This is a genomic window from Chitinophaga sp. RCC_12, from assembly GCF_041360695.1.
In the GTDB taxonomy this organism is placed as follows: Bacteria; Bacteroidota; Bacteroidia; order Chitinophagales; family Chitinophagaceae; genus Chitinophaga.
On sequence record NZ_JBFUPS010000008.1, the window covers coordinates 255,772 to 275,300 of the forward strand.

The following is a 19,529-nucleotide window of genomic DNA, read 5'->3' on the forward strand; positions in this document are numbered from 1 at the left end:
TTTAATATTAGTGTATGTATCTTACCAGTGTGCCCGATCATACGGAGCCAGGATTTGATGAGGCGTTGTATTTCAGCAAATTCCAAAAGCATAACATTATTATTAATGCGGAGAGCAATGGGAGTCATTGTGACGATCATGCCGGGTGTCTTTCTATCAAAACAATACTCAGCGGCGAGGAATGGTATGGGATTGATCGTCACAGCCTGGTGGTAAGGCCTGGCCAGTTCCTGGTTTTAAACGATGATCAGCGTTATTCGTGTCGTACCAGCCGGGGCGAAAAAGTGAGAGGGTTGTCGGTTTTTTTTAAAAAGGAATTTGCTTCGGCTGTGTTTAGTGATATGCTTAACAGCGAAGGAGCGCTGTTGGATAATTCTTCTTATAATAACAGTACCATACCTGAATTTTTCCAGACCCTTAATAATATCTCCCCCGATTTACAGGCGCAGTTATCCCGGCTTGTAACCACTATTGAAAGCAGGGGATATGATGCAACCATGGTAGATGAACACCTGGTATTTTTATTGCGACACCTGATCCGTGTGCATAAATCAGACATGGTTCGCGGAGCTGGTATCCGGGCGGTTAAGGCAACTACCAGGATTGAAATTTACAAACGGCTATGCATAGCCAGGGATATCCTGCATTCTTCTTATACCGAAAATCTTGATCTGTCAAAGATAAGTAGCCTGGCCTGCTTATCCGTGCCTCAACTAATCAGGCAGTTCAAAGCGGCTTTTCATTGTACGCCGTATCAATACCTCATACGCATCAGGCTCAGGCATGCTGCTCAATTGTTGCAATACACGGATAAGCCTGTGCAGGAAATTACCTGGATATGCGGTTTTGAAAATACGAGTGCTTTCTGCCGGGCTTTCAAATCTGTTTATGGCATCCAACCGGTGCTCTTCAGGAAAAAATAAAATTGAGCATTTTCGCACATCATATCTTGCAGTGTAGGCGTAATATTGAGTATCCATGCATTTTATGTTTAGAAAATGAAGAGAATTATATCAGTATTGGCTTTTTTGTCATTTTTACAGTTGGCGCGTGCGCAGGAAACAATGATACCGCTGTATGAAAAAAATATTCCGAATTCAAAAAGGATACCTCCAGGTTATATAGAAGAAACGGATACTTCAGGTTTGATAAGAAAAGTAACACAACCTGTGCTGATACCTTTTTTTCCGAAGAAGGGAACTGCAACCGGCACGGCTATACTTATTTTTCCCGGAGGCGGTTATTTTGTTTTGGCGCCGGCCACCTGTTATGAAATCGCCAGGGCGCTCAATGAAGCAGGTATCACCGCTTTTGTAGTAAAATACCGTTTGCCGCATGATACCATTATGATTGATAAAACAATTGGTCCGTTACAGGATGCCCAGGCAGCCATTCAGCTGGTACGCAAAAGAGCTGCAGAATGGGGCATCAATCCCCACAAGGTGGGCACAATGGGGCTTTCAGCAGGCGGGCACCTGGTATCAACAGCGGGTACGCAGTTGAACAGGGTGGTGATTGAAAATAGAGAGCGGATCAATCTCCGGGCAGATTTTATGGCGCTATTATATCCTGTAACGATCTATGATCCTGCTATTCCCAGAACCCGCGAAAACCTGATCGGTAAAAATCCATCTGCCGCATTGCTGGATCTTTATAGTACCGACAAACAGGTCACGGAAAATACGCCACCAACTTTTTTAGTACATGCGGCTGATGACGATGTGATACCGATTAAAAACACGCTCCTGTTTTTTAACGCTTTACTGAATGCGCATGTAAAGGCTGAAATGCATATCCTGCAATCTGGTGGTCATGGTTTTGGTTTAACAGATCTTCACAGCAAGGATAACTGGTTTAATTTATTCAAAAGCTGGCTGGCAGAAAATGGATTTTAGGCTATGATTACCGGTGCCGTTGCTGTAGTGCTTTCATTCCCTTCGCAAATCGCTTTCCCAATTCCCTGGCGCCGTCCGTGTTGAAATGGGTATTATCTCCTTTGTGTTGAAGCCCTTTGGCACTTATTACCTTTGTAAAGGGAATGCTGTCCGGCACTTCTTTTAACATGGTATTAAAGTCAACAAACGCCGGGCGGAAATATCCCAGCTCACCTGCTACTACCGGGAGCTGCGGCGCATTCAGTTCTATTCTTATTCTTTGTATCAGCTGCTGCAGCAAAGAAAGGTAGGTAGGGCTTTCCCGGAAGGTAGCCGAATTGGCTTCGCCCTGATGCCAGAGTATCCCTTTCAGTACGCCATATTTCATGGCTTCTTTGGCCCGGGCCATTGCATCATCGTATGGATGCGTTTTGGTGATGCTGTCGTATCCGCCTGGTGTCCAGAGCAGGATAGAGGTACCGCCTACTGCTGCGGGTATAAGGCCGATCTTTATTTTCTGATTGGCGGGTAACATACTTTTTGCAAAACTTAGTCCCGGCCCCACGCCCGCTTCCTTTTTATCAAAATGCAGCGGGTCGGTGGCTGGAACAAACTTCCCGGTGCGGTCGAGCATCATGATCCGTGCATTTTCTGATTTACTGATGGAATCAACCTTTCCCCTGCCGGCCATATTTGACTGACCTATGAGCAGGTATAAATGAAAGTTTGGATCTGGTTTATTAGCGGATGACTGCTGGGCATAAACAGGACAAACTAAAATTATCAGGGAAGCAAGCAGGAATAAAAATGTGGAGATAAATTTCATTTTCTGTATTTTGTTGGTAAATATAAGGTTTGGGCGCCGGGTAATTTAATGACGAAAAATACAATTATTTTATACTTTTACTTTCCTTAATTGCTGCCTTCATATGCCGAACATCCACGTAACAGATTCCACTTTGCTCTGGCAACGTTACCTCTCCGGTGATGCAAAGGCTTTAGAAAATATTCTCCGCCTTCATTACAACCTGCTTTATAAATATGGAAAACAGTTCACACCGGATACAGAAGCAGTGAAAGATTGTATTCAGGATCTCTTTCTGTTCCTGTGGAAGAACCGGACCGCTATCAATGAAACACCTGCAGTGGCTAATTATCTTGTTAAGTCGTTGAGAAACAGGTTAAGAAGGCATTTATCAGCAAAGAAGCTGGTGTTGGGCAGCGAGGACGACTTTAGCTTTAACATGCTGCCTGATCAGGCGGCATCTTCCGAGGCAAAACTGGTTTTACAGGAAGAATCACAGACGCTTGCCATAAAAATACAACGCAGCATTGCATCGCTTTCCCGCCGGCAGCAGGAAATTATCTACCTCAAATTTTATCTCAATGCCAATACGAAAGAGATCTCCGAGATCATGGGTATTGGCCGCCAGTCGATATATAACCTGCTTAACGAAGCCATTAAGAAGCTGGGGAATAACGACAAAAAACATTTTTATGATGCACTTTCCATCGCTGTTATAGCCACGTTTTCAGAAATTGTAAAATAGTTTTGAAAAACCCGGTAGATTTTTCCCGTTACGGTATATTGCTATATACAGGGGATGCTTAACGTATGATTCCAGATAATATTAATAATATAGACGATCTTATAACGAATGATTCATTTAAGCGGTGGCTGCTTAATAATGATCCAGCCGATGCCGCTTTTTGGAATCAATGGCTGGAAGAACATCCCGGCAAGCTGGAACTTGTAGCCACGGCCCAGGCACTGATCTTTTCCATCCATAACATCCCCGGCCTTACCGCTGAGGAAATAGAACAGGAGATCGGTATTTTCCGCCAGTCAATTGCGCATAGTGATCAGGAAGAAGTCCCGGCCGTTGAAGCACCTGAGCCACTGCCGCAGATAAGGAAGCTGTCCTACCTACCGGCCTGGCTGAAAGCAGCTGCGGTGATGGTGCTGCTCACCGGCGCCTGGTATGCTTACCGGCTTATTGCTCATGAGTCATATAAGGGCGCAGGCACCTATCAGAAATTCTTCGCAGATCATTTAACGCATGGTATTGAATATGCCAACAATACAGATTCCGTTCAGCAGTTTATAATGGCAGACGGCACGCAGGTATCGCTTGAACCAGCCAGCAGACTTAGTGTTTCCAGTGATTATGCGGTTGAAAACAGGGATGTTTTTTTAACCGGCAACGCATTTTTTACGGTGGTTAAAAATTCTTCCAACCCATTTACCGTATATGCTAAAGATGTAGTTACTAAAGTACTTGGCACCAGTTTCTGGATAAAACAAAATGGCAGCGCCAAACAAACTTCCGTAATCGTAAAAACCGGGCGCGTATCAGTATTCAAACCTGCTGTGAGCGATAACGCTGCAAGCCAGGAATTAAGCGGCGTAATCCTCACGCCCAATCAGCAGATCATTTATGATGCCGGTATAGACAAGATGAAGAAGTCACTGATAGCAGATCCCGAAAGTTTTGGACCTGTTCCGGATGGTGACTTTTCTTTTGATGATATCCCTGCCGACCAGGTACTCACAAAGCTTGAAAAAGTATATGGTATCAGCATCCTGTTTGATCACGAACTGCTGGCTACCTGCTCCGTTTCTGCCGTTTTGGAGCAGGAATCTTTTTATGAAAAATTGAGGATTATATGCAGGATAATTCACGCAGATTACCAGATTGTCGATGGAAATGTCATCGTTAATTCAAAAGGATGTAAATAGGATTGCTGCCCGTAATGATCTTTTCGTCGGTTGAGAAAAGATAGACCAGAACTAATGATTCCCGTTATGAAAACATTGAGTTATTCAATTGTCCACGCAATTGCAAGAGGGCTCTTGCTGCCCGTTATGTTTCCTCTTTTGGCTATTTGCTGCCTGGCAATGAATGCCGAAGGCCAGGATGATCTGAATAAAAAGATCACCCTCCAGGTCAGTAATAAAGAACTGAAAGCAGTACTTATCGATATTGAAAAACAGGCTTCGGTAAATTTTTTCTATAATGATGTGTATATTCAGCCATACCGCAAGGTAAGCCTGCATGTTACAAATAAAAGACTGGCCGACGTTTTGGCGGATTTGTTAACCCCTCTTAATATTAGTTACCATGTAGAAAAAAACAGCCGCATATTTCTTGACAGGAAAGAAGACACTTCTGCCATATCTGGCTCCGTTGTGCAGGCACCAGTCCCCGTAAAAGGAATGATAAGAGATAATAAAGGCCTGCCACTAAAAGGGGTTACGGTAAGGGTAAAAGGCGCCGGGATATCCGTATTGTCGGATGAGGACGGGGCTTATGCCATTAATGTTCCTGACACCGGTGGGGTACTCATTTTTTCCTTTGTGGGTTATGGCAGCCAGGAAGTACCGGCAGGCGCCGGTAAAACAATCAATATCGTATTAAATGCCGCTACTGTAAGTTTAAACGACGTGGTCGTCATCGGATATGGAAGCGTTCAGCGAAAAGATCTTACAGGAGCTGTGGCTACCATTAAGGGGAGCGATATAGCTTCGCTGCCGGTCAATAATTTGTCCGAGGTACTGCAGGGCCGTGTAGCCGGACTGGATGCCGTTTCGGGCAGCTACGCCCCCGGTGAGGATGTGACCATCCGTGTACGCGGTAACAGATCTCTCCGCGCCTCTAATGATCCGTTGTTAATAGTAGATGGCATTCCTATGCAAAGCATGAATGATATCAACACCTCGGATGTGCAAAGTATAGACGTGCTGAAAGACGCTTCTGCCACTGCTATTTATGGATCGAGAGCGGCAAATGGCGTGATCATCATTACTACAAAAAGAGGAAAATCCGGTAAAACAAGCGTCGCCTATGCTACCTATTATGGTATCCAGCGTCCAACACGTACACTGGATATTATGAATGGCGCCCGGTACGCCGAATTAAGAAGGAATGCTTTCAGAAACCCGGCGCAGCCAGGCAGCCGGTATACCTCCGATGTCCCCGATTATAACTTGGATAAACAATTTTTCGGACCGGAACTCGGTTACGGTGAAACGATGTGGGAGTCGGTGGAAAAAGGCTGGGAGCAGGCAAATGGGGTATGGACTTATCATCCGGAAAAGGTAAGGAGCTTCGACTGGGAGGATTTTGTATTAAGACAAGGCAACATATCCAACCACCAGGTGAATATAAACGGGGGAAATGATAAAACAAGGATTGCGCTGACGTTTGGGTATAACAAAAATGTTGGCATCGTTAAAGGACAGGATTTCCGGAGATATAATATCCGCATCAACATAGATCATAACATCAGCAAAACTTTTAAAATCGGCACCTCTTCTTTTTATAGTAATTCACTACAAAATTTAGGCGCAGGAGGGTTATACAAACTGGCTACCCAGATAAGTCCGCTGGTACTTCCTTATGATGACAAAGGAGAACCTGTTTATCAACCTATGGTCGGGGATGTGAAAATATCTCCCCGTGTAAATCCTTATTTCAGCCTGGCCAATGTCGATGAAAAGAAGATCGACCGGTTGTCATTGAACGTATATGCGGAAGCGTTATTTCTGAAGGACTTTAAGTACCGGATCAATGTGTCCACCACACCATCCTGGCAGCGGCGTGGTAATTTTCTTTCAGGAGAATCCAATGAACGTGTTGCCGACGGCACTTCCAAAGTAACCCTTACCAATACGGCTACGGCTTCCCTGCTGATGGAAAATATTGTTACTTATAATAAGCAGATCAGGGAATCACATTTTCTTAATCTTACTTTCTTATACAGCTTACAGGCAGATAGAAATGAAGGGCAAACAGCCACTGCAAATACACTGCCCTATACCTCCCAGCTTTTCAATAACCTGGGAACGGCCGCCAATGTGGAGATGATCGGAAGCTCCCTTACAAAGAACCGACTGATGTCCTATATGGGGCGTGCAAACTATTCCTGGAAAGACAGGTACCTGTTAACGGTTACGGGCCGGTGGGATGGCGCCTCTGTGCTGGCAGAAGGTAATAAATGGCAGTTTTTTCCATCTGCAGCCCTTGCCTGGAAAATAGAAGAAGAAAATTTTATGAAACAGGTGAAGTTTATAGAGCAGTTGAAACTAAGGGTAGGTTATGGTATTACCGGCAATTCGTCTATAAATCCATACGAAACACTGGGGTCTCTGCAGCGAACGCCTTATGTACTTACCTCCGCTTCCGGGGAAGTGCCCGTTTATGGTTTTGAAACCAGTATAATGCCCAACCCGGATCTGAAATGGGAAACTACTGCACAAACTAATATAGGGCTGGACTTTTCCTTTCTGAAAGGCCGGGTCAGTGGTTCCGTGGATCTTTACCAGCAATCCACCACCAACCTGCTAATGAACCGTCAGATTACCGCTGTTAATGGCTTTACCAGCGTGATCGATAATGTGGGCGCCACCAAAAACAAGGGGATAGAGATCAATCTTCAAACAGAAAATATTAAGACCAGCAACTTTCAGTGGACATCCTCCTTTCTTTTTACCAAAAATAAAGAGTCGATTGAAAAACTGTACAATACTTCTGCAGGAAATGATATAGGTAATGGCTGGTTTATCGGATACCCTATAAAAACGCATTTTGATTACAAGGTATTGGGTATCTGGGGCGATCCCCGTATTCCGCAGGAGGAATGGAGTAAAATGAAGAATGATCCCAGTACAAAAGAGGGCAATGCCAGAACGCTGGATTTTAATAATAATGGCGTGAGAGATCCTGGTGACCGCGTTATCATAGGTTCGGAAGTACCCGACTGGCAGGGAAGCGTAATGAACACTTTTTCGTTTCGCGGCATCGATTTATCCATATTGGTTTTTGCCAGGATGGGACAAACAGTTGCCAGTAACGCTTATGATATTAACCAGCGGATATCTCTTAACAGCAGGGAAAACAGCCTGAACGTGAATTACTGGACCCCGGGAAATCCCACAGGCAGCTATCCCTATCCCTATGAGTTGCAGGCTAACCCTAAGCCGGAGTCGGGGTTCAGGTATTTTGACGGCTCCTTTATCCGGATTAAGAATGTGTCGCTGGGCTATACCTTCCCGAAACAATTACTTCACAACCTCTATATCGCCAGCGCACGCATTTATATAACGGCGCAAAATGCCTGGTTGTTTACCAATTACCCGGGGGCAGATCCCGAGGGGCTTATTTCCGGCGAGTCTGTTAACACATCTACCGGCGTAAGAAATGCAAGCAGTAATTATAATCCGAGCGCCAAAACATTTACAGTAGGATTGAATGTCAACTTTTAAAGCGGTTAAAATGAAAAGTATCTGTATAACATTGCTCCTTTTACTGGTGGTGAGTGCATGTCAAAAGGATTTTTTGAAAGAAGAAAATACAGCAGGGGTATCTTACGATTACTATAATACTCCCCAGGGGCTGATAGACGGAGTAACCGCTGTATATGATCAGTTAAGGGTTTTCTGGGGTAACGGGGTGGACGGGGCGCGGCCTGAAATGGGTATTAACCTTTCCGAGAGCGGTACCGACATCTGGACAGAAGCCTCTTATTTTACGAAGGCGTTGGGTTTTAACCGGTATACGGGTTTTGATGACCAGGATCTTCAGAATAACCTGTATGATATGTGGCAATCGTGTTATAAGGCCATCAATACCTGTAACATTATACTAGACAGGTCGGTGAATGTACCGCTTTCACAGAAACTGACCAGTGATCTCAAAAAAACAAAAATTGCAGAAGCAAAATTTCTGCGGGCTATCAACTATTTCTACCTGGTACAAACGTTCGGCAAAGTTCCGTTGCTCCTACAAGGTAATGAACGACCCAAAGAATCGTTTGATCGCGCTGAAAAAGGGAGTATCTATATGGCTATCATCGCCGACCTCCTGGCAGCAGAAAAGGATCTGCCTTCTCAATCTGCTATGGCTGCCTATGGCAACGCGTCCAAAGGAGCAGCGCAACATTTCCTGGCGCGCGTTTATCTTACACGGGGGAGTGCTGTTACCGACCAGCGCGGTCAGCAACCAACAGATATGGACAGCGCCGCCTACTGGGCAGATGAAGTGATTACCAGGGGACCTTATAAACTGGTGCCTTCTATTGAAGAATTATGGAGCGTTACAAAGCAAATAAATTCAGAGCTGATCTTTTCAGTAAATTATTCCACTACCTCGCGGCTTAATGGTAATACAGTGAATGGAGAAGGTAACCAGCTCCACCAGTTTTTCCTGGCTACTTACGCATCCCAGCGGGGTATGAAGGAAGACCTGGCAAACGGACGCGCCCTCGGCAGGTTAAAGCCCACCGATTATTTGCTGGATGTGTTTAACCGCAAATCAGATTCCCGGTTTTATAAGTGTTTTAAAATGACGTTTGTCTGTAACAATGGTACAGATGTAAACATTCCCAAATGGGAAACAGGTTATACACCGCCCGGCAAAATAACCGGTAAACCTAAATATGGCAATGGCGACACGGCCGTGCTTTTTTCCATGTACAACCTGCCGGTAAAAACAACGGACTATAATTACAGGATAAAGCCATACATATGGATCACCCGTTTGAACTTTACCGCAGACAAATTTCCATCGCTCATAAAACACATGGACCCGGTAAGGGTAGACGGAACCCTGGACCCCAAGCAGGCCCGCGGAAGCCGCGATGTAGTGGTGGCAAGACTGGCAGAAACCTATCTGATCGCCGCCGAAGCTTATGCGCGTAAAAAGACGCCGGACTACGCCAAAGCAGTGTCCTATATCAATGAAGTAAGACGCCGCGCCGCATATAAAGATGGTGAAATGAGGCCAGGAGAAGTATTTACCACGGAAGGGGAAGATGTATCCAGGAACGGCACCTCTTCTGTTCCGGAAATGACCATCACAGCAGACGATATCAATAGTCCATCCAAGGTGATTGACTTTATACTTGATGAGCGTGCCAGGGAATTATGTGGAGAACTGCATCGCTGGTACGATTTGGTAAGAGAAGAAAAACTGGTGGAAAGAGTAAAGGCATACAATCCTTTGGGCGCTGCTGTAAAGCCGGAGTATGCAGTAAGACCTATCCCACAGCTGCACCTTGATCTTATCACCAATAATGGAGCCGGCCAGCAGAATACCGGGTATTAGCACAATTAAGGTCAGCTGTATGATGAAATCAATCTTATTCACGCTTTTTTTCTCCTGGCTGCAGATCCATGCACAATGTCAGACCTTTAATGTGATCGACTACGGCGCCAGGCCGGATACCCAGTATTTAAGTACAGACGCTATTAACAACGCCATCAGCGCCTGTGCAGGGAAAGGGGGCGGCAGGGTAATTATTCCTGCCGGCCGTTTCCGGAGTGGCACTATCACCTTGTTGAGCCATGTGGAACTTTTCCTGGCCCCCGGATCTGTTCTTTATGCCAGTACCGCGCCGGCGGATTTTCCCCGGCAACAACAACCTGCTTACCGCTCGCAAAAAGATAAAGGAGGCTGGTTTGCACTGATCTATGCGGAAGAAGCCACTGATATAGCGGTAAAAGGCACCGGCACTATTGATGGTAACGGCAGGCAGCAACCATCCCGTCCCGGACTGTTTGGCGGCGACCTTGACGGCCGGCCGAGGAACCTGCTTTTTATATCCTGTAAAGGAATCACCGTAGAAGGCATCACCATGCTCAATTCCGGTATGTGGAACCAGCATTATCTTAATTGTGAAGATGGCATAGTAACTAATATCAAGGTATACAATCACAGTAACCGTAATAACGATGGTATTGATATCGACGGTTGCCGCAGGTTTACACTTTCCAACAGCACGATTGATGCAGACGATGATGGTATTTGTTTGAAAAGTACCGGGCCGGCTCCATGCGAGCATGTTATAATCACCAACTGTATTGTAAGCAGCCATACCAACGGTATTAAATGCGGAACAGAAAGTACGGGAGGGTTCCGCAATATTGTCATCTCCGACTGCATCATTCAGCCTTCACGGAACACGCAGCCTGTGATAGTAAGGGCGCCCCGGTCGGGCTATACAGGCATTTCGCTGGAGATAGTTGACGGCGGCGTAATGGAAGGCGTTGCCGTAAATAATATACTTATCGAAGGAACTGAATGTCCCTTGTATATACGCCTGGGTAACAGGGCCAGGAAATACACAGATACTGCCGTAACGCCATCTCCCGGTAAAATGAAAAATATAAGCATCCGCAACATTACGGCTTATAATGCAGGTAATTATTCTTCCTCTGTTACCGGTGTACCCGGAGCCGTAATTGAGGACATCCATCTGGATAATATAAAATTTAATACGCGGGGAGGATTAAAAGAAGGAGAATATATTTCTTCCGCATCCCTGGTAAAAGAAGAAGAAACAAGCTATCCTCAACCTAATATATGGGGCAATTTGCCCAGCTATGGTTTATTTATCCGTCATGTAAAAGAGATCAGTATATCCGGGCTCAGTTTAAATACGATAGATGCTGAACAGCGGATCCCGCTTATTGCTGTTGACATACATGAGCTGATCATCAGGAACCTGGACATTAAACACGCCGGCTCCCGGAAGGAAGACTTACAGATGACAAGGGTTTACAGGCATCAGCTGGATGCCGGTATAAAATTCACCGATAACGGAAAGTAGTAACAGTTCCGCGTACCGTTATCAATAACTATTTAAATATGGGAAAAAGGGTTATTGCCTTTTTGGGCATCCTTCTTGCGATTTCTAACAGCAGCAGCGCGCAGCTTTTTGAGCAGGATTTTAATGCCTCCTCTATGGTCAGTTATTATGTGAACGCTTCCATGCCGGACAGGGGGCAGTTTAACATAGCAGAAGGCGCTACGCCGCCAAACGGTTTAATAACAATAAACGGCGGTAAGCTGGAACTTACCCGGGTGGCTTCCGGCGGCCGCCCCTTTTTTGTAAGGAACACCAATTTTGCGGCTCATTCAGGTTTTATATCTGTGGCGTTTAAGATGAAAGTAACAACGCCCAATACTTTCACCACTGCGGCCCAGCTATTGTTTGGCAGCGGCTTAACAGCAGATAATATCATAGATGCTTCTCCGGCTGTTTATATGCGCATTGGCATAAATTACCTTCCTTCCGGTTTCAGTATCCGCAATACCAACCAGGGGATAGATGGCCCACATGCCTATGCCGGGGAGCAAACGATCAGGATGTATCTCAATAACAGCGGCGCCGCTCAAACGTATATCGACCCCAATGGCGCCATAGAAACCATCGCCAATGATAAATGGGATATGTGGATCGGTAATACAAGGGAATTTAACGATGCGGGTGTTACTACGCCGTTGCAGGACATCAATAATTTCAAGTTGGTGCTCAATGGCAGCCCGGGAACCGTTACGGTCGACAACCTGCTGATCACTGATATGCAAAACCGCACCTGTACTCCTGTATTGCCCTTAATGCCATATAGTAACAGCGTTAGCTTCGACTTTACACAGAAAAGATTCCTGTTTAATTATTTTGGCACAGATTCCGTCACGTATGAATATAAACCGGGTACTGTTGGCACACTGGCCGCATTGAAATGCATAGTGGGCGACTACTCATTTAATCCATCCTCATCAGGCGGCATCGGCATTGATTCTGCATCCAGGGAATTGCAGCCATGGTCACCCGGTATCAGTTATTCGCTCAAAAGCCTCAGCGCCACCGCAGATACCTTAACCGCGCGATGGAAGATGACTGCCGGTGGAACAGACTCCGTACTTTATACCTATAAATTTTATATTTCCGGAAGAACACTGGTATTAGCCGTATCACCGGAAACAGCCAATGTGCCAACGTTTTCTTTAGACAGAAGTGCCAATACAATAGATCCTGTTGTGGTACCGGTACCTTATCTTACCCTCTTCAACGTTCTTTATACCAATAATACGTTTACCACCATGTATATGGATTGGGAAAAATCCACCGCCTCGGAGATAGCGCCGAGTAACCGTATTCAATCTTCTACTTCTGTTGTATATGCGCAGAGTGCAAAGTATAAGAAGCAAACAAACGGTAAACGCAATCTGGTACGGGAAACCGTTTACCTTACCACATCGCCCAGGATCGAAGATGTATTTCCCTCCATTCCCAACCCCGTTTCACCGATGATAGATGTGTCTGCCGACCGCCTGGTACTTGACATCTGGAGAGATACTTTTGCGGTAGCAACAACGAATATTAAAAAACTTCATGATGCAGGGATCACGAAGTTATGGGTACTCAAGCACGTGTGGCAAAACGGCGGGTACGATAATATGTACCCTGATGTAATGCCCGCTAATGCCGCACTTGGTGGAAATGCAGAACTCAAGCGGCTCAGCGACTCTGCTGCTGCTTACAACTACCTGTTCGGGCTACACGAAAACTATGTAGATATCTATCCCAATGCGCCTTCCTGGAATACCTCCCTTGTGGCGCTGGATACTGATGGCACACTCCGGAAGGCATGGTTCAATAATACCACTGGCGTACAGTCGTACCTGTTGAAGCCCTCACAGGCCGGTAGTGTGCTTAATAACTTTGCGCCTGTTATACACAGCACTTTTAGCTCCACTTCTTCCTTCCTCGATGTACACCTCGGCACCAACCCTTCTACGAAAGTGGACTACGATTCGTCTGTATCCAATGCGGGTACTTATATACAAACACTGAAAGAATACCGCGCATTAATCCCGCTGCTCAGGGCGCATCATACCGGACCCGTTTCCGTAGAAGGCACTAATCACTTTATGAATGCCGGCTACATGGATGATGTGGAAGCCCAGATAAATTCCGGCACTACGGCGGGCTACTGGCAGGGAGTCCGCATGCCCCTGCTGGTAGATTTTCAGTTGCAGAAGGTACACCCCCTGCTGTGTGGGCATGGCGTGGGATATTACGAACGTTTCTTCTCCAACGACGCGGGCACCTCACAGTATAAAGTATATCCCCTCGATTCAACACTTACCTATATGGCTACCGAAATCGCTTTCGGCAATGCAGGATTTATACCCAACTCAAAGTACCTGGCCGACCTGGTTAAGGTGGCGAAGCTGGAATACAAACACGTATATGCTGCACAGAAGCTATATGCGAGGGCAAAAGTAGTGTCGGTTTTATATCATGATAATGGTGCTTATGTAGACGCATCCACCTATATCCGCAATCACCCGGCTTCTTTCAGTAACAGGTCAGACAGTAATTTTATGGGCCAGGTAAAAGTAGTATATGATAACGGAACAATTGTGTGCGTAAATCGCAACCCCTATAAGAAATGGAAAGTAACCCTTGGGAGTGCCGGCGGCTGGTATAACTATCATGCAATTATCAACAACATTGATTCACTGGATACCGGTGCATCGGATTCAACTACTTACCAGTTGCCGGTGCGCAACGGCTGGGTAGTTTATTCGCCGCAACAGCCGGCACTGAGAATGCGTGCCGAAGATCCGGCACCGGTAAAAGAGAAAGAAAAAAGCAGCCGTATTAAAGTTTACCCGGTACCAAGCCAGGGACTTGTGTATGTGGATACACCGGGAAGCGGCGTTGTGCAAATCACGGCTACCGACATGACAGGGAAAGCCGTTTATAGCAGTAGTTTCCGCGAAGCAAACAGGCACAGTGTTAGTTTTTCCCGGCCGGGATTGTATGTGCTGCGGGTATTGAGCACAACCGGCAAACCGTTATACACTGGTAAAGTAGTGATTGTCGGTTGGTAGGCTTCGTTGTGGAAAAAACAAGCATCTGACGTAAAATTCCTTCCTCAGAAGAAATCAATACGCGGTAAATTCTCTACATCTCTTTTTCATCTTCCCTTTTGCCGGCTTCATGGAAGCGCAGGAGTATGACTGGTATGCCGTTCCTTTACGCAGCGTACCGGTATAACCGGCGTTATTGCAGGGGCCGGCGACAGAGATTATTGGTACAGTTGCTGTGGATGAAAAATAGCATGTGAGTAGTCATTGTTGAACTTTGTAAAAAATAACTTTATGGGAAAAGATAGAAACGGAACTTTCCATCCCGGTAAGGGAAAACCCTCCGGCACAAACAAAGAAGAGGGACTTGGAGCACAGGCTACGCCTCCCGAAAGAATGGATGAATACGAAGAAATAACAGATAAATACACTGACGGCCCGGATGAGCTGTCGGATAATGTACATGTATTACATCCGAACAGGAATACTTCAAAAGCAAATACATCCAGGGGATATGGTACCCGGACAAGCGGTAAGCCTGACCATGAAAAGGAACAGGAAGATAACGTGCGTAACCGTTTCCCTGCGGCGCAGGTGGAAGCCAGTCCTCCGGAAGAGCTGCCTGGTGTATTCACAAAGGAGGCCTTCAATCATCTGGCTGCTATCTCTGGAGAATATTGTGTATCGGTTTATATTCCCACACATGAATATGGCGCTGCAGTGAATGATTTATCAGATGCGGTTTTGTTTAAAAATAAGTTGCAGGAGGCACAGAAAATATTACAGGAGAAAGGTCTGAAACAGCCCGAAACTGACAAGCTGCTCGGCCCCGGGTATACACTGATGTATGATGAGGACTTCTGGCGAAGCCAGTCAGCCGGATTGGCCATGTTCTTTGCGCCCGGCTTTTCAGGATATGTTAAAATGTCTGTATCGCCGGCAGAACAATTAGTGGTAAATACTTCTTTCCAGCTATCTCCACTGGTACAGGTGATGCCGGCAACAGAAGATTTTTATGTACTTGTGATCAGTAAACATACCGCCCGGCTTTACAAATCAGATGCAACGGGCATGAATACGGTACCTGTAGCTGGGCTCCCGGATAGCACGGCTACCAACCTTCCGGAGGACCCGGATATTGCCAATGGGGATACCAATTATCAGGGTATTGGCGGCGCCAGCGATACAAATATCACAGCGTACCTGAAAGCAATAGACGATATTCTTTTCAGGGAAGTATTACATGATCAGCATGTACCGCTTTTGCTGGCAGGCGCAGAGGAACTGGTTACAGTTTACCGTTCTGTCTCGAAATATACATACGTGTATCCTGAAGCGCTCACCGGTAACCATGAATACGATGATACCCCTGCTTTGTACAAACAGGCACGTACTGTATTGCAACCATACGTTAACCAGGAACTGCAGAAAGTAAAGGACCGGTACGCCAATCAATCCGCTACCGGCCGCACTTCTTCTATCATTGCAGATATAGTTCCTGCTGCTTATTACGGGCAGATAGATACACTGTTTGTGGCAAACAACACACAGGCATGGGGAGCATTTGATGAAATGAAAAATGAACTACATGTTGATGACAGCATGACTGGCAACAATGAAGACCTGCTCAATATGGCGGTAATTAAAACCATCGCCAATGGCGGCCAGGTATTCCTGCTCGAAAAAGATGAGATGCCGGCTGAAAGTCCTGTCGCAGCATTGATGAGGTATTAGTAAATAAAAATCTTTTTTATGGAAAGCAAGAACACGGAAAACAAAAACACTTCAAAGAAAGTTCCGGGAAAAGATACCGGGGATAAAACCTCACTTGGTGGCAACTTCAATTCCGGTGTTACATCAGATGACCCGGAGATAAAGAAAGCTATCGAAAAAAAGGCGACGTTGCTGGAAGACCAGCCGCCATCAGAAAAAGACAGCAATAGCAAGCAAAAGAAGGTTTAACAAAAGAGGACCTGCCGGTATGAAGCTACCGTTCAGCGGGCAGGATTTCAATCAGGTGGTAGAAAGCCTCGTAGAGCTATGGCTTTACGAGGCTTTTTAGTGAGTTCGCCGGCTTTTGCTTCGCCGGTCAGGATGTAATAATGAGTATCACCTGTTTTATCGCCACATTTCCCCGGCATGTCGACTTCCCATAAATGACTATAGATAGCGGGCTACTTTTGTGTAACAAGCATTTTTTATGAAAGCAGCCACAGAACGTAAAATAATCCGCTGGTTACATATTATACTCAGCATTCCCATCCTGGGATATATTTATGGACCGGTAGCCTCCAACCCTCCCGCCGCAAATGCGGTGCGATGGGTGTTTCTGCCGGTAGTTGCATTAAGCGGCCTTTGGATGTGGAAAGGGCATCTGCTGAAAAAGAAATTAAACAGGCAGCGAAAACCGTAAGTACCTGGTTGTAATAATTGATTAAGTAAGAGAAATCCTATCCTCTTTATTTTGTTGTATTTTTACAGCGTAAAAACCCAGGCAAATTGACTGTTAAACAAACACCCCGGATATGCTATCTTTCAAAATGCAGCACCAGGAATTTGATCCTCCTGAAGAGCTGCAACACGCTATAAAGTGCTTTTGGTATACCAGGGTAGACTTCGGGGAATTACCATCGGATTTCGAGATACTACCGGATGGTTACGCTGAAATTGTTTTTCATTTCGGAGGCGACTGTCACATTTCCCACCATGGAGGTTTGCAACCATTGCCATCGCCATTTATAATGGGGTTGCTTAATAAGCCCGTTGTTTTAAACGCGAAAGATTGCCTGGAAGTCATCGGTATCAGGTGCTTTCCCTGGACCGTATTTGATTTGCTCGGACTGCCGTCCGGTAAGAAAGGCACGAACATCTTTGAACATCCGATCGCCCGGCTTCAATCCACATTGAGTAAATGTATGGAGGGAAAGAAAATGGATGAAGCGCTGGCTCATGTAAAACAGTATTTCCTGGACGCGGGGTCGCAGGTTGCTGCAGACAGTATGCTATTCAAAGCGGGAGTAGCTATGAGACAGGCAAATGGTGCTATACCGGTAAGCGGGATAGCGGCGGCGGCTCATGCTACGGTTCGTACATTGGAACGAAAGTTCAAGCAATCTTCCGGTCATACTGTTAAAGACGTGTCTGGTGTGATGCGCTTCGAGCAGGTACGAAACCAGTTATGGCTTTACCCGGATACCAACCTTGCCGGTCTGGCTCATGAGGTAGGCTATACAGATCAGGCTCACCTGAGCCGGGAGTTCAAGCGCTACAGCGGCACTACGCCGGCGGCATTTGCGCGGAGAACAAAGAAAAGGAAGCTGGCTGTTGCGGGCCATTTTGTCGCGTTTATACAAGCCTGATGAGCAGGCATTCCGGAATTTTGTGCTTCAATTATGCTATATGAACGCTACACTTGTAAGCCAGGAACCTGCACAAAATCATACTATTTACGATGTAATCATTTCGGGCGCAGGGCCTGTGGGCCTGTTCCTCGCCTGTGAACTGGCCCTGGCCAAATGTTCCGTCCTGGTACTGGAAAAGACGGAGACACCGGATTCTTTATTGAAACAACTTCCTTTCGGGATACGCGGGCTATCGGCGCCTACTATTGAAGCGCTTTACCGTCGTGGGTTACTGAAAGAATTTGAAATACATAAACGGCTTAAAAGTCCCCACTCAAACGCGGTACAGGGACCACGCCGTCAGGCCGGGCACTTCGCCGGCATTCCATTCCACGATGGCGATATTGACAGGTCGCAATGGAAATATCGCCTGCCAGGTTCGACGGAGACCAGTTTAATATCTGAAATGCACGAACTTGAAACAGTGCTGACCCGCCGCGCAGTATCCCTGGGGGTAACCATCAGGCGTGGGCTGGGCGTTACTGGCTTTCACCAAACCAACAGTGACGTAACAGTGCTGGCAGGTGACCGGTCGTTTCAATGTAAATGGCTGGTGGGCTGCGATGGAAGCCGCAGTGTTGTCCGCAAGACGGGCGGTTTTGAATTCGCAGGTACGGAGCCGGAATTTACCGGCTACTCTGCCAAAGTGGATATTGCCGATCCCCAGCAACTCAATCCGGGCCGTAACATGACTGCAAAAGGCATGTACCTTCAATCACAGCCTGGCTACCTGATGATCCAGGATTTTGATGGCGGAACATTTCATGATGCAGGGAAACCAATTACGCTGGAGCACATTCAGGAGGTGTTGCGCCGCATCTCTGATACCGATGTTACCATCAGCGCGCTATATTTCGCCACCACCTGGACTGACAGGGCGCGGCAAGCCACTGCCTACCGCAATGGACGGGTACTGTTGGCAGGCGATGCCGCACACATTCACTCGCCATTGGGCGGCCAGGGACTAAATCTCGGACTGGGTGATGCCATGAACCTTGGATGGAAGCTTGCCGCTACCATCCGGGATAATGCGCCGGAAGGTTTGCTGGACAGCTACTATACGGAACGGCACCCCATTGGCGCAAAGGTGCTGGACTGGTCACGTGCCCAGGTGGCCATTATGCGGCCGGATCCTCATGCCCGCGCACTGTATGCAATTTTCCGTGACCTGATAAATACGCGCGATGGCGCCACTTATATTGCGGGAAGGGTATGGGGCATTTTTACCCGCTATGATCTCGGTGGAACGCATCCATTGACAGGCTACAGCGTTCCCAACTTTGAATTCGGAGACGGTACAGGAATAGGGGACCTGATGCACGATGGCGAGGGGATATTGCTTGATTTTGACACGAATGCTACACTTAAAGCCTGGACAGAAGCGTACAGCAACCGGATCAGGTATATTGCAGGCAAAGCAAAAGACCCGTTAGGCGTAAGCGCCATACTGATACGCCCCGATGGTATTGTTGCCTGGGCTTCGGACAACGAACCGGATTACGACGAACTCCAAAAGGCTGCCGCTCACTGGTTTTTGTAATGCAGGAAAAAAGTTGACGAATGACGGAAAGTTTGCCGGATATACGCTTATT

At 46.5% G+C, this 19,529-nt stretch carries 14 protein-coding genes; 13 read left to right on the forward strand and 1 reads right to left on the reverse strand.

Going from position 1 to position 19,529, the window contains the following annotated elements:
* Positions 1-14: 14 nt before the first annotated feature.
* On the forward strand, positions 15-923 hold the full coding sequence (locus AB6805_RS22850) for a helix-turn-helix domain-containing protein (protein WP_370911769.1): 909 nt from the start codon (positions 15-17) through the stop codon (positions 921-923).
* A 75-nt stretch (positions 924-998) separates the two neighbouring features.
* A complete protein-coding gene (locus tag AB6805_RS22855) occupies positions 999-1,895 on the forward strand; it encodes an alpha/beta hydrolase (RefSeq protein ID WP_370911770.1) in 897 nt (298 codons plus the stop codon).
* Between the two features lie 7 nt (positions 1,896-1,902).
* Here AB6805_RS22855 and AB6805_RS22860 read toward each other — a convergent pair whose 3' ends face one another.
* The gene (locus AB6805_RS22860) at positions 1,903-2,700 is read right to left on the reverse strand and encodes a sialate O-acetylesterase (protein WP_370911771.1); all 798 of its coding nucleotides are present in this window, start codon (positions 2,698-2,700) and stop codon (positions 1,903-1,905) included.
* Between the two features lie 103 nt (positions 2,701-2,803).
* On the opposite strand from AB6805_RS22860, the gene AB6805_RS22865 reads away from it, so the two are divergent.
* The 11 genes from AB6805_RS22865 (at position 2,804) to AB6805_RS22915 (ending at position 19,477) form a co-directional block, all read left to right on the forward strand.
* Positions 2,804-3,424: an RNA polymerase sigma factor gene (locus AB6805_RS22865; protein ID WP_370911772.1), complete on the forward strand. Its 621-nt coding sequence runs from the start codon at positions 2,804-2,806 to the stop codon at positions 3,422-3,424.
* A gap of 65 nt (positions 3,425-3,489) precedes the next feature.
* Positions 3,490-4,614: a FecR family protein gene (locus AB6805_RS22870; protein WP_370911773.1), complete on the forward strand. Its 1,125-nt coding sequence runs from the start codon at positions 3,490-3,492 to the stop codon at positions 4,612-4,614.
* 66 nt (positions 4,615-4,680) lie between these two features.
* The gene (locus tag AB6805_RS22875; RefSeq protein WP_370911774.1) at positions 4,681-8,139 is read left to right on the forward strand and encodes a TonB-dependent receptor; all 3,459 of its coding nucleotides are present in this window, start codon (positions 4,681-4,683) and stop codon (positions 8,137-8,139) included.
* 10 nt (positions 8,140-8,149) lie between these two features.
* Complete coding sequence (locus AB6805_RS22880; RefSeq protein WP_370911775.1) at positions 8,150-9,979, forward strand: RagB/SusD family nutrient uptake outer membrane protein; 1,830 nt, start codon at positions 8,150-8,152, stop codon at positions 9,977-9,979.
* A gap of 19 nt (positions 9,980-9,998) precedes the next feature.
* Positions 9,999-11,483 (forward strand): glycoside hydrolase family 28 protein, encoded by a 1,485-nt coding sequence (locus tag AB6805_RS22885; protein WP_370911776.1) that lies wholly within the window; start codon positions 9,999-10,001, stop codon positions 11,481-11,483.
* 38 nt (positions 11,484-11,521) lie between these two features.
* Positions 11,522-14,560, forward strand: coding sequence for a DUF5696 domain-containing protein (locus AB6805_RS22890; protein WP_370911777.1), 3,039 nt, complete (start codon positions 11,522-11,524; stop codon positions 14,558-14,560).
* Between the two features lie 270 nt (positions 14,561-14,830).
* Positions 14,831-16,270, forward strand: a complete 1,440-nt coding sequence (locus AB6805_RS22895) for a hypothetical protein (protein WP_370911778.1) — start codon at positions 14,831-14,833, stop codon at positions 16,268-16,270.
* An 18-nt stretch (positions 16,271-16,288) separates the two neighbouring features.
* Positions 16,289-16,498 (forward strand): hypothetical protein, encoded by a 210-nt coding sequence (locus AB6805_RS22900; RefSeq protein ID WP_370911779.1) that lies wholly within the window; start codon positions 16,289-16,291, stop codon positions 16,496-16,498.
* Between the two features lie 238 nt (positions 16,499-16,736).
* Positions 16,737-16,949, forward strand: a complete 213-nt coding sequence (locus AB6805_RS22905; RefSeq protein WP_370911780.1) for a hypothetical protein — start codon at positions 16,737-16,739, stop codon at positions 16,947-16,949.
* Positions 16,950-17,061: 112 nt separating this feature from the next.
* Positions 17,062-17,895, forward strand: a complete 834-nt coding sequence (locus AB6805_RS22910; RefSeq protein WP_370911781.1) for a DUF6597 domain-containing transcriptional factor — start codon at positions 17,062-17,064, stop codon at positions 17,893-17,895.
* Between the two features lie 40 nt (positions 17,896-17,935).
* Positions 17,936-19,477: an FAD-dependent monooxygenase gene (locus AB6805_RS22915; protein WP_370911782.1), complete on the forward strand. Its 1,542-nt coding sequence runs from the start codon at positions 17,936-17,938 to the stop codon at positions 19,475-19,477.
* Positions 19,478-19,529 lie beyond the last annotated feature (52 nt).

What these genes read in the sequence shown, in the direction of transcription:
- AB6805_RS22885 (WP_370911776.1), top strand. Translation starts at nt 9,999, where the DNA reads ATGATGAAATCAATCTTATTCACGCTTTTTTTCTCCTGGCTGCAGATC.
- AB6805_RS22895 (WP_370911778.1), top strand. Translation starts at nt 14,831, where the DNA reads ATGGGAAAAGATAGAAACGGAACTTTCCATCCCGGTAAGGGAAAACCC.
- AB6805_RS22910 (WP_370911781.1), top strand. Translation starts at nt 17,062, where the DNA reads ATGCTATCTTTCAAAATGCAGCACCAGGAATTTGATCCTCCTGAAGAG.
- AB6805_RS22865 (WP_370911772.1), top strand. Translation starts at nt 2,804, where the DNA reads ATGCCGAACATCCACGTAACAGATTCCACTTTGCTCTGGCAACGTTAC.
- AB6805_RS22860 (WP_370911771.1), bottom strand. Translation starts at nt 2,700, where the DNA reads ATGAAATTTATCTCCACATTTTTATTCCTGCTTGCTTCCCTGATAATT.
- AB6805_RS22900 (WP_370911779.1), top strand. Translation starts at nt 16,289, where the DNA reads ATGGAAAGCAAGAACACGGAAAACAAAAACACTTCAAAGAAAGTTCCG.
- AB6805_RS22915 (WP_370911782.1), top strand. Translation starts at nt 17,936, where the DNA reads ATGAACGCTACACTTGTAAGCCAGGAACCTGCACAAAATCATACTATT.
- AB6805_RS22905 (WP_370911780.1), top strand. Translation starts at nt 16,737, where the DNA reads ATGAAAGCAGCCACAGAACGTAAAATAATCCGCTGGTTACATATTATA.
- AB6805_RS22870 (WP_370911773.1), top strand. Translation starts at nt 3,490, where the DNA reads ATGATTCCAGATAATATTAATAATATAGACGATCTTATAACGAATGAT.
- AB6805_RS22875 (WP_370911774.1), top strand. Translation starts at nt 4,681, where the DNA reads ATGAAAACATTGAGTTATTCAATTGTCCACGCAATTGCAAGAGGGCTC.
- AB6805_RS22850 (WP_370911769.1), top strand. Translation starts at nt 15, where the DNA reads ATGTATCTTACCAGTGTGCCCGATCATACGGAGCCAGGATTTGATGAG.
- AB6805_RS22855 (WP_370911770.1), top strand. Translation starts at nt 999, where the DNA reads ATGAAGAGAATTATATCAGTATTGGCTTTTTTGTCATTTTTACAGTTG.
- AB6805_RS22890 (WP_370911777.1), top strand. Translation starts at nt 11,522, where the DNA reads ATGGGAAAAAGGGTTATTGCCTTTTTGGGCATCCTTCTTGCGATTTCT.
- AB6805_RS22880 (WP_370911775.1), top strand. Translation starts at nt 8,150, where the DNA reads ATGAAAAGTATCTGTATAACATTGCTCCTTTTACTGGTGGTGAGTGCA.